Source organism: Paraburkholderia sp. D1E (assembly GCF_052682275.1).
Genome location: NZ_JBQYMB010000001.1, coordinates 469,221 through 485,486, shown reverse-complemented (window position 1 = coordinate 485,486; position 16,266 = coordinate 469,221). Strand labels below are relative to the sequence as shown.

The following is a 16,266-nucleotide window of genomic DNA, read 5'->3' as shown; positions in this document are numbered from 1 at the left end:
TCAGTGCGTTCTGTTCAAAGAAGGCACGCGAATTCGGGCGTCGCGGCGCAGTTCCCGGCATCCATCCGCAACTGTTCGATCAGATCGACGGCAAAAGGCGGGAGGTTATGAAAGCTCCGCGCGCACACCTTCAAGTGCCGAACTGCCCATTCGTCTTTCAATGGTACAACCCGGATGCTCATATTGTTCTGATGGCGGTTGGCTGCCGAGGCTGGCAGGATACCAATTCCGACATTCGCCTCAATCATGCGGCAGGCAGCTTCAAAATTGCCGACCTGAATCCGTAGGCGAACCGACCGGTTGAGTTCTTGCGCATGCGACTGTACGAATGAGTGAATCGCCGCCGCTTCATGCAAACCAACATGGTCGAAATCCAATGTCTCGATAAAGCGGGCATTTTCACCACCCGCTAAGGAGTGGTCGATTGGGGTGACAAGCACCAATCGATCACTCCGGTACGGCATGACTGCCAGACCCTCGGTATTAACGCGACCCGCGACGATCCCGATGTCGATCCGCAATTCTGTCAGTGCGCGAACAATGTCGCCGGACGATCGCTCGCGAAGTTCAACGCTCACATCTGGATGATTCGAGAGAAAACCACGCAGCACGGGCGGGAGAAACTCAGCCATCGCCGTGGTAGTGGCGGACAGGCGAAGATGACCTTTAACGCCTTCTGTATAGTCACGAAGATCCTCCCAGAGCCCTTCGAGTTGATGCATGATCAAACGGGCATGGTGAACGAAAGCTTGCCCCGGCGCCGTTAACGTGACCCCGCGCGGCCCCCTTTTTAGCAGCTTGGTGCCGACGGTTTCCTCGAGGTTCCTGATACGTACGCTCGCCGCTGGAACCGACATATGAGCGCGCTCGGCACCGCGGGTTAAACTCAAGCAATCTGCAATATTGACGAACAGGCGGATATCCGTCAGATCGAAGTGTTGCGTCATGGCAGCAATCCCCTCATACAGTGGCTCGCATGGTACCTGGCGCAGGCTTGTCGGAGTTGTGATTCAGCGCTGAACGTCTGAGGCGCGGCACACACAAAAGCACTATGCGAGATCCATCAAGCCGGTCGAATAAAGGCCAGAAAACACTCATCGGGTAACCGCTCACATGAAACGGAATTATCTCCAAACCTAGGCAGAACTTCGCTTGCCACGGCATTTTCAATCGGCGGGATCCGCCTGGCACGCCATTTCTCCTTGGGTACCCATTGACGCACGTTGGGCGTTCAGCACGGATAGCGCCCTTGCTTCGCTTTCTGCAGCAAGCTTATACGCGCTGGCGAAGCGCCCACGCGCGATCAACAGCAAAATCAGAACAACTGGCGTTGCGGTGAACCCTATCAATGAAAAAGCGGCGCCGTAGGCACGCGGACCCGAGAAATAATGATTTGCCAACCACGCCGCCAACGAGGGACCCACCACCAATCCGACGAGATTGCCAGCCCCCATCATTGCCGCCATCAATCGTGCGCGGACATTAGAGGGCGCCACGGTTTGAATGATCACCGCATAAAGAACATAGCAGCTCGACCCGCCCAACGTGAAGATGGCAACCGCCACCAATACGCCGGTAACCGTTGATGCTACGCCTATCAATCCCATTCCGATAAGTCCCACGGGAATACCGATGGCCAATGCGACGGCGATCATCGACGGCTGATTTCGACGCAGGAAGTAACCGGCGAGCGACGGCCAGAATATCGCCCCAACAACGCCAATCAGTGCGGTTGTGCCATACGTATATCCAGCCTCTGCAGGCGACATGCCATATCCGCGCACCAGCAACGTTGGCGCCCAACTGAGCACCGCGTAGGCGGGTGCGGTAAACACGCACATAGCAAGGCACAGAAACCCAAAGAGTCGCTTCTCGCTTCGGATATAAGCAAAGGCTTGGGCTACAGTTGCATACTGCTTCTGATCGTCGTGTTGCTGGATGCGCTCCGGCTCTCTCGCGCTTAACAGCAGGAGAGCCAGTATGACGCCTGGTAAGCCAACAATCATGAACGTCAGTTGCCATGGCTGCATACCCCCGCCGGATGCAAGATTCTGCGAAAGCCGGTAAGCGGCTCCAGCGACTATAAACGTACCGCTACTCACGGAGGCAGTCGCCATAAAGAGGCCCGTGGGGAGCGTGCGTTTCTGGCGAATAAACATATCGCCTATCAGCGAAATCGCCGCAGGGGACAAGACGGCCTCGCCCACTGCAACGCCAGATCGGCAGGCCACCAGATGCCAGTAGCTGGTCGCAAACCCGGAAGCAATCGTACATATACTCCACAACAGAACGCCGATCGACAGGATCCGAATCCGGTTGTGATTGTCAACTAAATGTGCAACTGGAATCGCAATAATGGCGTAGAGCACGCCAAATCCGGCGCCAAACATGGCCCCCATCTGACCATCGCTGATGTGCAGGTGCGTAGTAATGGGTTGCACAAGAAGAGAGGGTACGAGTCGGTCCACGAAGGATAACGCATAAAGAAAGCACAAAGTCCAGGTGACGAACCACGCTTTCCCCGCACTGTATGGTGCACTCGTCTGGTTACTTGACATGAAGATACCTCCTCAATTGAATTCGCTATGGCATGCGGTTCACCGTTGAAGGAGTGCGCATCCCCTTCTACAGATTTAATACCGTACCGACTTGGATTTTTTGTTAACCCGCACGCACCCGAGGCACCATTCGTTCGACAAACGCATCACGCGCAGCCGGCTGACTCCGATCGGGTGCTGAAGATCAGCAATGATGTTTACTCAAACACTATCCATTGAAGTCAAAATATTGCCCCTAAACGCGGTGTTTATTTCCTCGCGGAAGCGCTCCATCCGCACAAACATTTTTGACGATTTAGAAGCGGTGATCTATCCCGACGTTGACGCCTGTCGTTGTGCCAGCGGGAAATCCAAATAACGTACCGGTTCCTTCCGAATTCAAACCGGTTCCCATGATTCCCTTATTGTTGACGACTCCAATTTGGGCATAAACACTAGTGCGTTTCGACAAGAGGTACAGGACGCCCAAGCCACCCAGTGTTGACCTATTCGCGCTGTTGTCCTGATCGCGCGAGAAATAGACACCAGCATTTGCAATGAATGCAGGGGTGAAATTGTACGAAAGACCACCGCTGTACACATACACGTTTCTAATCGCGGTTGAAGTGGGCATTCTGTAGTTAACGATGGCTGCACTAACCTTAAGTGCGGCCCACGTATAGGACGCACCGGCCATTCGTCCCTGTTGCGCTGTCGCACCAGTCGCGTCATTGATGTCCAGATAACCTAGTTCCGCGTCCAGGCCGCGACCCTTGTACCTGAGAGAGAACGACTCCTGCTTCCCCGCCTTGAAGTTGCCTGCAACGCCACCAGGTCCGAACATCACAGAACCAACAAAACCGGCGAGGCTGGGAGTGGTATAGGTCACTACGTCGCTGGTAAACAGTCCGGCAATTCCAAAGTTGTTCAGATACGGTATCTGCCCGCTCGCTTGATCCGGGAACCCGCGGGGGTCCGTATATACCACGGCCATAAAGAAGGGCGAATATTGCACCCCTGCCCTGGCGGTACCAAAATTCCCTCCCAACTCGACGTAGGCATTGCGTCCGAAGAGGCCGCCATTGGAATTTCCGATCGCTCCATTCGAGGACTGGTAACCGCTCTCCAGCTTGAACCCCGCATGCATACCGCCCCCAAGGTCTTCAGTACCCTCAATACCAAAATCGGAGTTGTACATACCGCTGTCCATGAATTGAAACGTCGACCCCTGGTCTTTCGGCGTCTTGCTCTGGTAATACAGACCTGCATCAGCGTCGCCGTATAGGGTCACGTTACTCTGCGCGTCCGATAGTGCACTGACAGCAAGAAGACCCGATGCAGCGAGAGCGCGGGCAACTCCAGTTTTCATCTCTCCTCCTAGGACTCGTCTCTGATCTATGAATTCTCTTCATGTTGTGTTGATCCTTCTTACCTGTACGGGCAGGTCCGCCCATAAATTAATACGTTGTTCTAACTTAATAGACTGGTCAAAACCATTTACATTGAGAATCCGACTTCCGCATCGTCGCCCGTGCAGTCCGATGCCACGATCAAGTCGTAGCGACAAGACGCGCCGGAATCGTCGCAAAGCAAGAGACGAGTCCTGAGAACCTGACAATGGCGCTAGCGACACCACATGTGGCCGAGTCACCACTTCAGGATCGACGGGTTATCGCTCCACCCCAACACGTCTATCAATGGTAGAACCAATAGAATCAGTAGGGAAAATATATGCCCGTTTGCTTCTCGCAGCAACTCAGCACAAACCCCACGTTTTATCTTGCAGAACCTTGACAATGCGACCCCAGCGGGATCCTCGCCCCGAGCCACGATGCCGGGCTACCGCTACGCGAGCACGCTCGACAAACCGACAAAGAGCTAAGCTCGAATCTGATGTATGGGGGATTTGAGGCGGGAGATTGAACGCGGTGGAGGCTTCCGCTCAGAATCTGATTGTCGAAGTCGGAAACCAGCAAACAACAAACCATCCACCATGAGCAAGTTTACGGAAAAAGAAGTCGTAGGTCTATCGGCAACCGCTCTGGGTCTGGACGAACTGGTCCGGCAGGGAGCGCGGCAGGTGATCCAGCAGGTAATCGAAGCAGAGCTGCCGGCGCTGCTGGAGCGGTTCGAGAACGTCAGGACCCTGCACGGACAGCGTGCTGTGGTGCGCAATGGCTATCTGCCGGAGCGCGAAGTGCTGACCGCGGCCGGCCCCATTGCGGTGAAGGTCCCGAAGGTTCGCGATCGATCAGGATCAGGTGTGAAGTTCAATTCATCGATTGTGCCACCGTACGTGAGGAAGTCGCCGCGCGTGAGTGCCGCGCTGCCGTGGCTGTATTTGAAGGGCATCTCGACGGGCGACATGAGCGAGGCGCTGAGCGTGCTGCTGGGAGATGACGCCAAAGGCTTGTCGGCCAATGTGGTGAGTCGGCTGAAAACGCAATGGGCCGACGAGCACGCCAGCTGGAGTCGGCAGGACCTATCAAAGTCGCGCTACGTGTATTGGTGGGTTGACGGCATTCACACCGGGCTGCGACGCGAGAACTCTGACGGCCAGTGCCTGCTCGTGGTCATCGGAGTGAGACCCGATGGACGCAAGGAGCGTGTGGTAATCGGCGACGGGTATCGCGAGTCGAAGGCGTCCTGGCAGGAGCCGCTGCTCGATCTGAAATCGCGAGGCTTGCAGGGTGGTCCGCTGCTGGCCGTCGGTGATGGCGCAATGGGTTTCTGGGCCGCACTGGAGGAAGTGTTTCCTGCAACGCGCGGCCAGCGCTGCTGGTTTCACAAGATGGGCAACGTGCTCAACGCGCTGCCGAAGTCGCAACAGGGGCGCGCGAAGGCCGACCTGCAGGCGGTCTGGATGGCCGCGACGCGCGCCGACGCGTATGCCGCGTTCGATCGTTTCGTGACGGTCTACGCCGCGAAATATCCGAAGGCGACCGAAACGCTGAAGAAGGACCGGGAGAGCCTGCTGGCGTTCTACGACTTCCCCTCCGAGCACTGGCAGCATTTGCGCACGACGAATGCGATTGAGTCGACATTGAGGCCTGACCGGGATTCGTTAAAAATCCGCCGCATCTCAGACTAAGCTGCTGATTTAAATGCGAAATCGATGGTCGAATCTAGCGGTGGAACGGGGCGCTGGAGATCCAGCAAATAGTCCCCGAACCGGTTGATGTGCTCCCGCCGGTACGGCGACAGCACCTTGAGCACCTCGGCATCGACCGGATGCCCCTTCTCCTGCAGTTCCTTTAGCTTGCGCGACATCCACTGCACGTTGTACAGGATCACCATGTTCGCGACGAGGTGGTTGTACTTGATTACCTTGCGCTGCTCGTGCCGGACGTTTTCGGCGATGACGCCTTCGCCGCCGAACATTAGCCACTGCGCGAAGTCGTTGAACTGCTCGCTCTTGTTGGTCGCAGCGTGAATCGTGCGACGCAGCTCCGGGTCATCCAGATATTTCAGCAGGAACAGCGTGCGGATCACGCGCCCCAGCTCCCGGAACGCGAAGTAGAGCTTGTTTTTCGTGCTCTCCGAGCCGAGGCGGCGCAGGATCGTCGACGGCGTCATCCTACCTGCCTTGATCGACACCGCAACGCGCATCATGTCGAGATAGTGCCGTTCGATCAGTGCCCAGTCAATTGACTGGCGGCACAAGCTGTCAATGTGCTTGTACTTGCGACGCCGGTCCGCCTTGTACAGCACGAGGTCCTTGATGTTGCGTATGCGCGGCATCAGGTTGATGCCCACCACGTACGACAAACCGAAGACCGGACCGCTTTGTGCCTGCGTATCGCCATGGATCGTGTCGGGCTTGACGTCGCCACCGTTCAGAATCAGCCCATCGAGAATGTAGACGGCTTCGTGGACGCCACACGGGATGAAGTGACTGAACAGCGCGATGTACATGTCGGACACGTGATAGTAGCCGATCCCGCCGTATCCCCCATAGCGAACGTGATACTCGGACAGCAGGTTCTGCTCGTACAGGCTCCACTTGGTGCCGTCGGCCGACGCGCGCTTGCCGCTGCCCCAGTATTTCGGCAGCGCGAACTGGTTGTACGCGTTGATCACCTTCACATTCGCCTTGTCGAGCCGCTCCTCCGTGATGTGTTTCAAGTTCAGCCAGGCGACCTGTTTGCGGCTGAGCCCTTTCACCGAGCGCGCCGTTTGGCTGGGGCCCAGGTTGCAGCCGTAGCAGAACAGCGTCGTGATGAAACGCTTGCGCGGATCGTCGATCTTCGCGTCGAACCCGGACAGCGGTCCAAACAGTTTATGCAGGTCCAGCCACTGCTCGGTTTCGGTGAGTAGATCCAGGATGCTGATCTGCGGCATCGACGCCGTGATGGCCTGGTCGATCAGCGTGCGGTTCGGCGGCTCGGGCTCCTTGCCCGGCTTGTGAATGACGAGTTCCTGATCGACAAACTCGATGCTGTCGTTTGCCGGGAAATTCCCATCTGTCTCGTCGAGCGCCGCGTTAAGCTTGTCTCGCAGATCCTTCGCGAAGGTCTTGCCGTCCGTGGGCAAGCCCACGATCTCGCAGTAGCGCGGCAGCTCACGCCGGAATTCCTCATCAGAGACCTGATGCACCCGATAATCGTCGAAGCGATCACTACCCTCGACGTAAAGATCGCCGGCATTTAGCTCCCGCATGATCTGGCTGAAGACCCCCAGCTCGAAGAACCGGCGGTGCAGCATCCGGCTATCCCGGCCGTGCGGGAACACCGCGCGCTCCCATTTTTCCGGAAGCCAGTCTAGCGGCAGGTTCGCGAGGTCGTTCTCCGTCAGCAGCAGGTATTCGCGGTGCGCGTTTCGAAAGCCTTGTAGCCACGCGAGTGCGACCAATACCGCACGGTCCTGCGAACTCGATCGCAGCGGCAGCCCGTCCAGGCACTGGAACAGCAGCGCGCGCTGGTTGCGGTACGGCACGAGCATGAATGGCAGGTCGAACTGTCCGGCATGGGCGATGTGCTCGTTACACTGCGCGAGCGCCTCGGTCTGGTCGCCGAGCGTCTCGCGGATTTTCGGCAACCGTTCGCGTTCCGATACCTCTTCATCCTGAAGGATCTGCAGGACGTCCCGAAACTGGCCGACCAGTCCCTCCAGTACGTCGGTGTGTTCGAGCTGATATTTTTGCAGCCGGACCTTCGCGTAGGACTCCAGCTTGCGCACCACCTTGATGAAGATCTCGGCAATATCATCAAGCGCCTTCTGCAACTGCGCCTGGATGAACAGTACCGCAAGCGCATGACACTTCGCGGTCTTGAGTGAGCGCAGTTCCGCGACGTCGAGCGCCCGCGCTTCGGTGACCAGTTGGGCCCGCTTGCCGACAGACAGGATCGCGGGCGGCGCTGGCAAGCCTTCCGCCAGTTTCCTGATCCCGTTGATATGTTTGAGGAAGCTGGCGATCGCCCGCGCGGCTGGTCGCTTCGGCTCCTGTTTCAGATCGTCCCAACCAGACTTGCCGGCCTTGACGACGAGAAGCGTGTCGATCCGTTCGATGAGTGTTGCATCGAGTGCGCCGGCGATGGCCCCATAGATCGCTTCGTTGAAATCGTTGCGCGCCTGCGTGGCGATGCGCTGCAGCGTCGCCAGTGGCGGCAGCTCATACCGGCGTCGGACCAATTCCTCGATCAGCACGTTGATGAGATCGGGTAGTTCGATCTTTGTCCGAACTTCCGCCGACGCGAGTTCAGTAAGCCACGCTGTCTCGCTCGCATCGAACGCCCGGATGTCGAGCCAGCGGCGCAGCAGCTTCTGGTGACGGATGCGGGTGCCGGACACGTCGTACCGCGCGATCGCCGCTCGGGACAGCGTGCGGGCCCGCATCGCACTTCGGATGTGATCGATAATGACGGGCGCCACATCCACGAGCATCGGAAAGTAACCGAGACGCTGCAGCAGCTTCAACTGCACCATGATCAGGACCGCGCTGGCTTCCTGCCGGGATTGCCGGCGCACGAAGCGGATTTCCGCGGCACTTGGGGTGAACGCCGCTTTCAGCTCCGCCGCGCCGGGTTCCGCAGGCAGCACTGGATAGATGGTCTCGTGGACAGTGTTCATGCCGGCGGCTATCGTCGCGTAAAAATCCGCTCAATCTGCCGGGTACGCTGGACTTCGTCGTCGTCCAGGTAGATCGAGGTGGTCGTGATCGACGCGTGACGCAGGTTGTCGCGTACGGTCGTTAGCGTTGCACCTTTGGCCAGTGCGTGTGTCGCGTGCGTATGCCGCAACCAGTGTGGCGTCGCGCGCTGCAGCTTGTCGGCGAGCGCGGGATGGTCGGTCTGGATGGCGTCGGCAGCGGTCCGGAAGAACCGGCGCAGCACCTCCCTCAGGCGCGGCGTGGTGATGCCGCCGGGTTCATCGAGATGGCCGAGCAGCGGCGTATCCAATGCCCAGCGTGCGGGACTCACAGGCAGACCGCGCTGCATCAGGTACTGGTCCAACGCAAAGCGCGCGAGCGGCGGTAATACCACCTTGCCGGCCTTCGCACCCTTACCGGTGAGGTGAAGCCACTGCTCGCCGTGCGCGCCGTTTATGATGCCGCCGAGCACCACGCCGACCAGCTCGCCTGCGCGCAGGCCGGTCGCGTAACCGAAGTCGAGCAGGAAGCGCAGGCGCTGCGCGGCAGGCACCGTCCAGCCATGCGACCACTCCAGCGCGTCGGCAAGCGTCCGGATCAGTTCCCATTCGCCGGCGGTGAAGGCGCGCGATATGTCCAGTTGACCAGTGCGCTGCGCGCCGCGTACCTTGAGGCCCGCGAACGGATTCGTCAGCACGTAGCGTTGTTCGATCAGCCAGCGGAACATCGCGCCGAGCACCGACAGCGCATAGGCGATGGAATCTGGCGACAACGCGCCCGTGAACGGCCGCCATTCGGACGACGATCGCGGTCGCGCCGGCGCGACCCACCGGGCGCGGGGTGTGGGGTGACGCAGGAAAGCACGATAAGCGGTCGCATCCTCGCTGGTCAGCGAAGACAGCGCCTTGCCGCGCTCGGCAATCGCCCAGAGCAGCAGGCGCTCGGCTTCCCGGCGATAGGCACGCTGAGTTTCGGCGGCTTCGTGCCGGTCGAGCCAGGCGCTGATCGCCTGATAGTCGTTATCGGCCTCGAGCGCGCACATCGGCTTCGGTGCGCGGAAGGCGCCACGCGAGCCGTCGACGTCATTTGGCACGTGGATGTTTTCCCACGGCACCACGGGTTCCGGCGTCGCCACCACGATCAGCGCGCGGGCGCGTTCGGTAAGTACCGGGTGGGAGGCAAAGAAGGCCTCAATATGACGTGCGCTGCGCAAACCGAGTCCGGCAATCGTGCGCCACCAGCGCCGGCGTCGGGGGATGCGCACCGTCAAATCGGCCAGCGTCCGGATGCCATACTGATGCAGCACGGGGACAACACGAGGCGACAGCCAGGCACCGATCGGATCGCTCAACTGCGGTTGCGGGACCGCAAGCGCCGGCAGGATGTCCAGCGCCCGGGTCGCGGCCTTGCGGTAACGGGTCCGTTCGCCCACCGCGCACTGAAACAGCCGGGCCAGATCGGCGCGATGCCGGCTGCGGGCGAAACTGGCGAGCTGCCGACGAATCCGGCCGATCACGCCGCGCGCCGACTGGCCGCCTTCGAGTGCCTGCGGGCAATAGCGCTCGAGCGCCTCGCGCGAGCCAACGCCCGCATACCACGCGCGTAGCGCGGACAAGGACGCGGTATCGGGAAAGGGTAGTGAAGTCGGACAATCAGGCATGCGAAGATTATAGGCGGCAAGATGACAGCGGCGTGACTGTCGGGTGTGACGCGTTTCGCAATATGGCAGTTTTGCTAAAAAATGAGTCCCTATCGATAATAAGAGTTAGCGATCGGGGTGCATCTTGATGCACGTCGGATTTTCAATCTCGTGCGTGCGTCATGGGGTGCGCCCTCAGGATCCGGATTTTTTCGTACGCCAAGCGTCCAGAGCGGGTATCTCAAATGACTCTGAGCGGGTCCTGAGCAGCCCTTTATGAAATCAGGTCGAACGGCTGCCTGAAGTCAGTGAGCGGACGCTCTCAGCCAAGCAGAGGACACTTAACATTGCGCGGCTTCCTTCCTCTGGATCGGTAAACAGCTGGATTTGTTTTCGCACAGTCGAAAGTCGGGAACCGCCTCAGCCCTTCCCGGAACCGAAGAGGCCCTCTTTTTGTATCGAGCAATGCGTGGCCCCCGCCGCGGCCCTTTGCGATAGTGTTTGTTTTGATCGTTGCGTGGCGTCCCTTGCGATGCGGATAGCATTGTCAAAGCTGGTATCCGTAGCAACGTGCCTGTTATCGACGCTCACGAGCCAACGGTCGCCACTGCAGCACCACCGAATTCTCCTCTCTTCAAGGAGCGGAGCAAACCACCGCCAAATGGAGGCATCCTCGGCGTTAGCGGCCAAGGCTGCCTCCGCTCGGACATGTCCCATCTCACTCAGATTGCTCACCGGTCCCCTCTTCACACGTTGACCTGTCTTCGCACTACACTCAGGACAATGCCGCCTCGAACTCCGGCACGACCGTGAACAGATCGCCCACCAGACCGTAATCGGCGACGCTGAAAATCGGCGCTTCCGGATCCTTGTTGATCGCGACGATCACCTTCGAGTCTTTCATCCCGGCCAGATGCTGGATCGCGCCTGAGATGCCGACTGCCACGTACAGTTGTGGCGCGACGATCTTGCCGGTCTGGCCGACCTGATAGTCGTTCGGCACGAAGCCTGCATCGACTGCCGCTCGCGATGCGCCCAGCGCTGCGTTCAGCTTGTCAGCCAGCGGCTCGAGAACCTTGGTATAGTTCTCGCCGTTGCCGAGACCCCGGCCACCCGAGACGATGATCTTCGCCGAGGTCAGTTCCGGACGATCCAGCTTCGTCACTTCGCGGCTCACCAATTGCGAACGACCGGTGTCGGCTGCGGCTTCGATCTTCTCGACCGTTGCACTGCCGCCTTCTGCTGCCACTGCGTCGAAACCGGTCGAGCGGACCGTGATGACCTTGATCGGGTCAGCCGATTGCACCGTAGCGATTGCGTTGCCTGCGTAGATCGGACGCTCGAACGTATCTGCGCTGTCCACTGCGGTAATGTCGCTGATCTGTGCGACGTCCAGCTTCGCGGCGATACGCGGTGCGATGTTTTTACCGTAAGCAGTCGCCGGCGTGAGGATGTGCCAATAGTCCTTCGCGATGTTCATCACCGTCGCTTCAACGTTTTCTGCCAGGCCTGCCTCGAGTTGCGGCGCATCAGCCAGCAACACCTTGCTCACGCCTGCGATCTTCGCTGCGGCATCCGCTGCGGCCTGCGCGTTGTGACCTGCCACCAGCACGTGAATATCGCCACCAATCTTCTGCGCGGCTGCAATCGTATTCAGCGTCGCGGCCTTGATCGACGCGTTATCGTGTTCAGCAATTACCAGATTCGTCATTTCGTCCGTCTCCTCACAGCACCTTGGCTTCGGTCTTCAGCTTCTCGACCAGCGTCTTCACATCCGGCACCTTCACACCGGCGGAGCGCTTCGGCGGCTCAACGACTTTCAGCGTCTTCAGGCGCGGCGTCACATCAACGCCGAGGTCTTCCGGCTTGATGATTTCCAGCGGCCTCTTCTTCGCCTTCATGATGTTCGGCAGCGTCACGTAGCGCGGCTCGTTCAGGCGCAGATCGGTCGTGATCACAGCGGGCAGCGTCAGCGACAGCGTTTCAGCACCGCCGTCCACTTCGCGCGAAACCGTAGCCTTGCCGTCAGCGACGACAACCTTCGACGCAAACGTAGCTTGCGGCAGGTTCGCCAGTGCAGCCAGCATCTGGCCGGTCTGGTTCGAATCGTCGTCGATCGCCTGCTTGCCGAGGATAACCAGTTGCGGCTGTTCCTTGTCGACCAGCGCCTTGAGCAGCTTGGCGACCGCCAGCGGCTGCAGTTCTTCGCCTGACTCGATAAGGATCGCGCGGTCCGCGCCAATGGCCAGCGCCGTGCGCAGCGTTTCCTGCGCTTGCGTCACACCGGCCGACACGGCGATCACTTCGGTCGCCACGCCCGCTTCGCGCAGACGAACGGCTTCTTCAACCGCGATTTCGTCGAACGGATTCATCGACATCTTCACGTTCGTGAGATCAACGCCACTGCCGTCGGACTTCACACGGACCTTCACGTTGTAATCGACCACTCTCTTAACCGGCACAACAATCTTCATGGTTCCCTCTCCAGTCGTTTGAACGCTAGTGTGCGTACTCAAACCAAGGGTTGGAATTCGGCATTCTGGAACGCCGCATTCCAGACGCTCGAATACGCGCGCAAGCCAGAAGGGAAACGATCCGCGCGTGAATCCGCACCGACAAACCCCGTTAACCCCAGCCTAATCGCGCCTTCCGCAATCAGTAATTGAGCGACGACTTTTGCTGATGCACGCTATCACTCATCAAAGCAAGGTAATCGATTGCCCCTGCTGATCGCGACGGCTATCCGTTTTCATCAACCTACCAAAACTCGTCATCATGTCAGTCAACTGGCCGGAAACAATCTTCGCGCACTTCAAAGCCGCTGACCTGCGGCAAGTGGCATACGTGCCTGATGCGGGGCACAAACGTCTTATCGAGCTCTGCGAAGCAGACGCTGAAATCCATGCGGTTTCGCTGACCACCGAAGAAGAAGGGGTGGCCATGATGGGCGGCGCATGGGTCGGCGGCCAGCGTGGCGTATTGCTGCTGCAATCGAGCGGCGTGGGCAACTGCATCAACATGCTTTCTCTGCAACACGAATGCCGCATGCCCATCGTGATGCTGGTCACGATGCGCGGAGAGTGGGGCGAATTCAATCCCTGGCAAGTCGCCATGGGCAAATCCACCCAGGAAGCCCTCGAATCGGCCGGCGTTTATGTCTACCGCGCGGATGATCCCGCCGAGGTCCCCGAGACCGTGCGCGCGGCGCTGAATTTCGGCTACAACACCTCCCGGATGGTCGCTGTCCTGATCGGACAGCGCGTTATCGGCACCAAAAACTTTAACAAGTGAGTACGAACATGACTCAGCAGACGACGCCCCTGAACCGTCGACTGACGGTGAAGCGGATTCTCCGCGATCGGCAGCAGGACGTTCTGGCAGTGACCAGCCTTGGCAATCCGACCTTCGATGTGGCCGCCGCCGGCGACACGCCACAGAACTTCTACCTTTGGGGTGCGATGGGGGGAGCCGTTTCCTTCGGGCTCGGCATTGCGCTTGCACAACCTGAGAAGCGCGTGATTGTGTTCGTTGGCGACGGCGAAATGATGATGGGACTGGGATCGCTGGCAACCGTAGGCGTCGATCGGCCGGCCAATCTCTCCATCGTCGTTATCGACAACGAACACTACGCGGAAACGGGTATGCAGTTGGCCCATGCGGGACGTGGCGTGGACATCACCGCAATCGCGCGCGCCGCTGGATTCGAAAAGGCGACGACAATCTATGCCGAAGGCGAGCTCGAAGAGTATGTCGACGTCATTCTGAAGGCACCGGGTCCCGTACTCGCCACGGTGAAGGTAGGAACCGATCCCGAACCGACCGCCCTCCCCCCACGTGACGGTCCGTACCTGCGAAGCCGCTTCCGTGAAGCATTGCTTGGTGCCAAGGCCCACTCGAGTCAATAAGCGCCAAGGCACGGATTCCTGCAGGAAAGCGGTGGAGCGGCTAGCTGCCGCCCCACCGCTTTCCTCGCTCCCGCCCCGGCTTACACCCCCTGTACAATCGGGATCACTGTGACTTCACGCTGATCCCCTTATGCCCGCCAAGGCCTATTCCGATATGTTGGTGGAGGTCTTTCGACAGCTGGACCGGCAACCCGAGATGCTCGAGCGCGTCTTCGATTGTTTTCCGGACGTGCTGTACTACATCAAGGATGCCCAGGCGCGCTATCTTTCCGTCAATCAAACGCTCATCAACCGAAGTGGGATGGCGCGCGACGATGTCATTGGCCAGACGGCTGACCAGCTATTTCCCGTGACCGGTGCAAGCACCAACGCGCAAGATCTGAACGTTATCGAAACCCAGTCTCCGATTGTCGATCGTCTGCGCCTCTACTCGTCCGGATCGGGGCATCGATACTGGTGCCTAAGCTCCAAGTTTCCAGTTCTCAACGAGGCCGGGCAAGCGATCGGACTGATCGGCATCTCGCGCGATCTGCCTCGCCCCGACGAACGGCATCACGGCTACCGGCGCTTACTGGAATATCTGGATTATCTGGAACAGAACCTCGGACAGAACATCCTGGTCTCTGAGGCGGCGGAACGCGCCTCCATCTCGGTCGACACGTTGGAACGTCTAACCCGCGAAGTGTTCCATCTGACGCCCAAGCAACTGCTGATGAAATTGCGGATCGATCACGCGTGCAAGCTGCTCGAAACGACTGACAACAGCATTACGGATATCGCGACGGACTGCGGCTACGCGGACCACAGCGCTTTTACGCGGCAATTCAAGTCCGCCACGCACATCACGCCCCGACAGTATCGAAATGCGCGAGGGCGTGGCCTGCATCCTCACTGATCAACCGCCTGCCCGGCGCTAGTAAACACCCTCCTCGATCACTAGTTGGCCCGAAGTGAGCCGCGCCGGCGATAGCGGCGAGAGGTCCAACGTTCTGAACTCGCCGAAGGCCAGCAGTTCAGCCATTGCACGACCGACACCCGGACTGTGCATCATGCCGTGGCCGCTGAACCCGGCCGCCACGAACGAATTGTCCGGACCCGACTGACCGACGATGCCGTTCTGGTCGAGGATGTTGTATTCGTAGTAGCCAGCCCATGCGTGTTCCACGCGTAGCGCTTCAAACGCGGGGATCCGTTCTGCCAGCGTCGGCCATATGATCTCGTCAAATTCGCAAAACTGCACGTCGAGCGGCAGATTATCCAGATCCCTCTCCGCCGAGGGCGAGACGATGCACAGGAAATGGTTCTGCTCCCTGCGCAGGTACACGCCAGACGTATCGATCAGGATCGGCATATCCGGGATCGACTTCGGGCATGACACGACGAACGCCGAACGCCGTCTTGGCCGAACCGGCAGATCGACACCGACGCTTTTGGCAAGAGGCGCGCACCACGCTCCGCTTGCATTCACGAACGTGTCCCCGGAGATTTCCCGCCCATCCGTCAGATCGACATGGGTAATCCGGTTTCCGCGTGTACGGTAGCCCGCCGCTTCACCCGTGGCGAAATGAACGCCCGCCTCGCGCGCACGGTTTCTGAACCACTGCATGACGCTGTAGCCATCGAACCAGCCTTCGCCTGCAAGGCCTTCAACGGCATACGTCAGATCGCTGACGTTCATCCACGGGTAACGCTGCTGCAAGGCTTCAGCGGAATGTTCCTGCAGCTCGACCCCTAACGATCTGGCGAGTGAGCTCCGCCTACGTAGTACGCTCTCCTGCTGCGCATTGCCCACAAACAGATAGCCGCAATCCACCAGATCGACGCCGGCACCGTACCGCGCTTTCTCCCGCTCGCACGAGGAGAAGAAGTCATAACCGAACTGCGATAGCTGAATGCAAATGGGCGTTGAAAACTGCTGCCGGATCGAACTGGCCGAGAGCGATGATGACGCGATTCTGTAGGTCGGATCTTTCTCGATCACCCAGATTTCTCGGCCTGGCGTCTTCTGGAGGCTCAGGAAATACGCGATTGAACAACCCATTGCACCACCACCCGTGATGACAATTCTTTCGCTCATGATTTACCTTCGAAGGCTCG

General features: G+C 59.2%; 11 protein-coding genes and 1 pseudogene. 4 read left to right on the top strand and 8 right to left on the bottom strand.

Going from position 1 to position 16,266, the window contains the following annotated elements; genetic code table 11:
• Window positions 1–14: 14 nt before the first annotated feature.
• From ACUN0E_RS02330 to ACUN0E_RS02320, 3 genes are all read right to left on the bottom strand, one after another.
• Complete coding sequence (locus ACUN0E_RS02330) at window positions 15–947, bottom strand: LysR substrate-binding domain-containing protein (protein ID WP_445565503.1); 933 nt, start codon at window positions 945–947, stop codon at window positions 15–17.
• Window positions 948–1,166: 219 nt separating this feature from the next.
• A complete protein-coding gene (locus ACUN0E_RS02325) occupies window positions 1,167–2,558 on the bottom strand; it encodes an MFS transporter (protein WP_121113630.1) in 1,392 nt (463 codons plus the stop codon).
• A 295-nt stretch (window positions 2,559–2,853) separates the two neighbouring features.
• On the bottom strand, window positions 2,854–3,906 hold the full coding sequence (locus ACUN0E_RS02320) for a porin (protein WP_121113628.1): 1,053 nt from the start codon (window positions 3,904–3,906) through the stop codon (window positions 2,854–2,856).
• Between the two features lie 624 nt (window positions 3,907–4,530).
• Here ACUN0E_RS02320 and ACUN0E_RS02315 point away from each other — a divergent pair.
• Window positions 4,531–5,616: pseudogene (locus ACUN0E_RS02315) on the top strand (IS256 family transposase); the annotation flags it as partial.
• A gap of 8 nt (window positions 5,617–5,624) precedes the next feature.
• On the opposite strand, the gene ACUN0E_RS02310 reads toward ACUN0E_RS02315, so the two are convergent.
• From ACUN0E_RS02310 to ACUN0E_RS02295, 4 genes are all read right to left on the bottom strand, one after another.
• Complete coding sequence (locus tag ACUN0E_RS02310; RefSeq protein ID WP_445565502.1) at window positions 5,625–8,606, bottom strand: Tn3 family transposase; 2,982 nt, start codon at window positions 8,604–8,606, stop codon at window positions 5,625–5,627.
• An 8-nt stretch (window positions 8,607–8,614) separates the two neighbouring features.
• Window positions 8,615–10,285: a phage integrase family protein gene (locus tag ACUN0E_RS02305; protein ID WP_445565501.1), complete on the bottom strand. Its 1,671-nt coding sequence runs from the start codon at window positions 10,283–10,285 to the stop codon at window positions 8,615–8,617.
• A 754-nt stretch (window positions 10,286–11,039) separates the two neighbouring features.
• Complete coding sequence (locus ACUN0E_RS02300) at window positions 11,040–11,975, bottom strand: electron transfer flavoprotein subunit alpha/FixB family protein (protein ID WP_445565500.1); 936 nt, start codon at window positions 11,973–11,975, stop codon at window positions 11,040–11,042.
• 13 nt (window positions 11,976–11,988) lie between these two features.
• On the bottom strand, window positions 11,989–12,738 hold the full coding sequence (locus ACUN0E_RS02295) for an electron transfer flavoprotein subunit beta/FixA family protein (protein ID WP_445565499.1): 750 nt from the start codon (window positions 12,736–12,738) through the stop codon (window positions 11,989–11,991).
• A gap of 301 nt (window positions 12,739–13,039) precedes the next feature.
• On the opposite strand from ACUN0E_RS02295, the gene ACUN0E_RS02290 reads away from it, so the two are divergent.
• The 3 genes from ACUN0E_RS02290 (at window position 13,040) to ACUN0E_RS02280 (ending at window position 15,064) form a co-directional block, all read left to right on the top strand.
• On the top strand, window positions 13,040–13,555 hold the full coding sequence (locus ACUN0E_RS02290) for a phosphonopyruvate decarboxylase (RefSeq protein ID WP_445565498.1): 516 nt from the start codon (window positions 13,040–13,042) through the stop codon (window positions 13,553–13,555).
• An 8-nt stretch (window positions 13,556–13,563) separates the two neighbouring features.
• Window positions 13,564–14,169, top strand: coding sequence for a thiamine pyrophosphate-dependent enzyme (locus tag ACUN0E_RS02285; protein WP_445565497.1), 606 nt, complete (start codon window positions 13,564–13,566; stop codon window positions 14,167–14,169).
• A gap of 130 nt (window positions 14,170–14,299) precedes the next feature.
• Window positions 14,300–15,064 (top strand): helix-turn-helix domain-containing protein, encoded by a 765-nt coding sequence (locus ACUN0E_RS02280; protein WP_445565496.1) that lies wholly within the window; start codon window positions 14,300–14,302, stop codon window positions 15,062–15,064.
• Between the two features lie 18 nt (window positions 15,065–15,082).
• On the opposite strand, the gene ACUN0E_RS02275 is transcribed toward ACUN0E_RS02280, so the two are convergent.
• On the bottom strand, window positions 15,083–16,246 hold the full coding sequence (locus ACUN0E_RS02275) for an NAD(P)/FAD-dependent oxidoreductase (RefSeq protein ID WP_445565495.1): 1,164 nt from the start codon (window positions 16,244–16,246) through the stop codon (window positions 15,083–15,085).
• Window positions 16,247–16,266 lie beyond the last annotated feature (20 nt).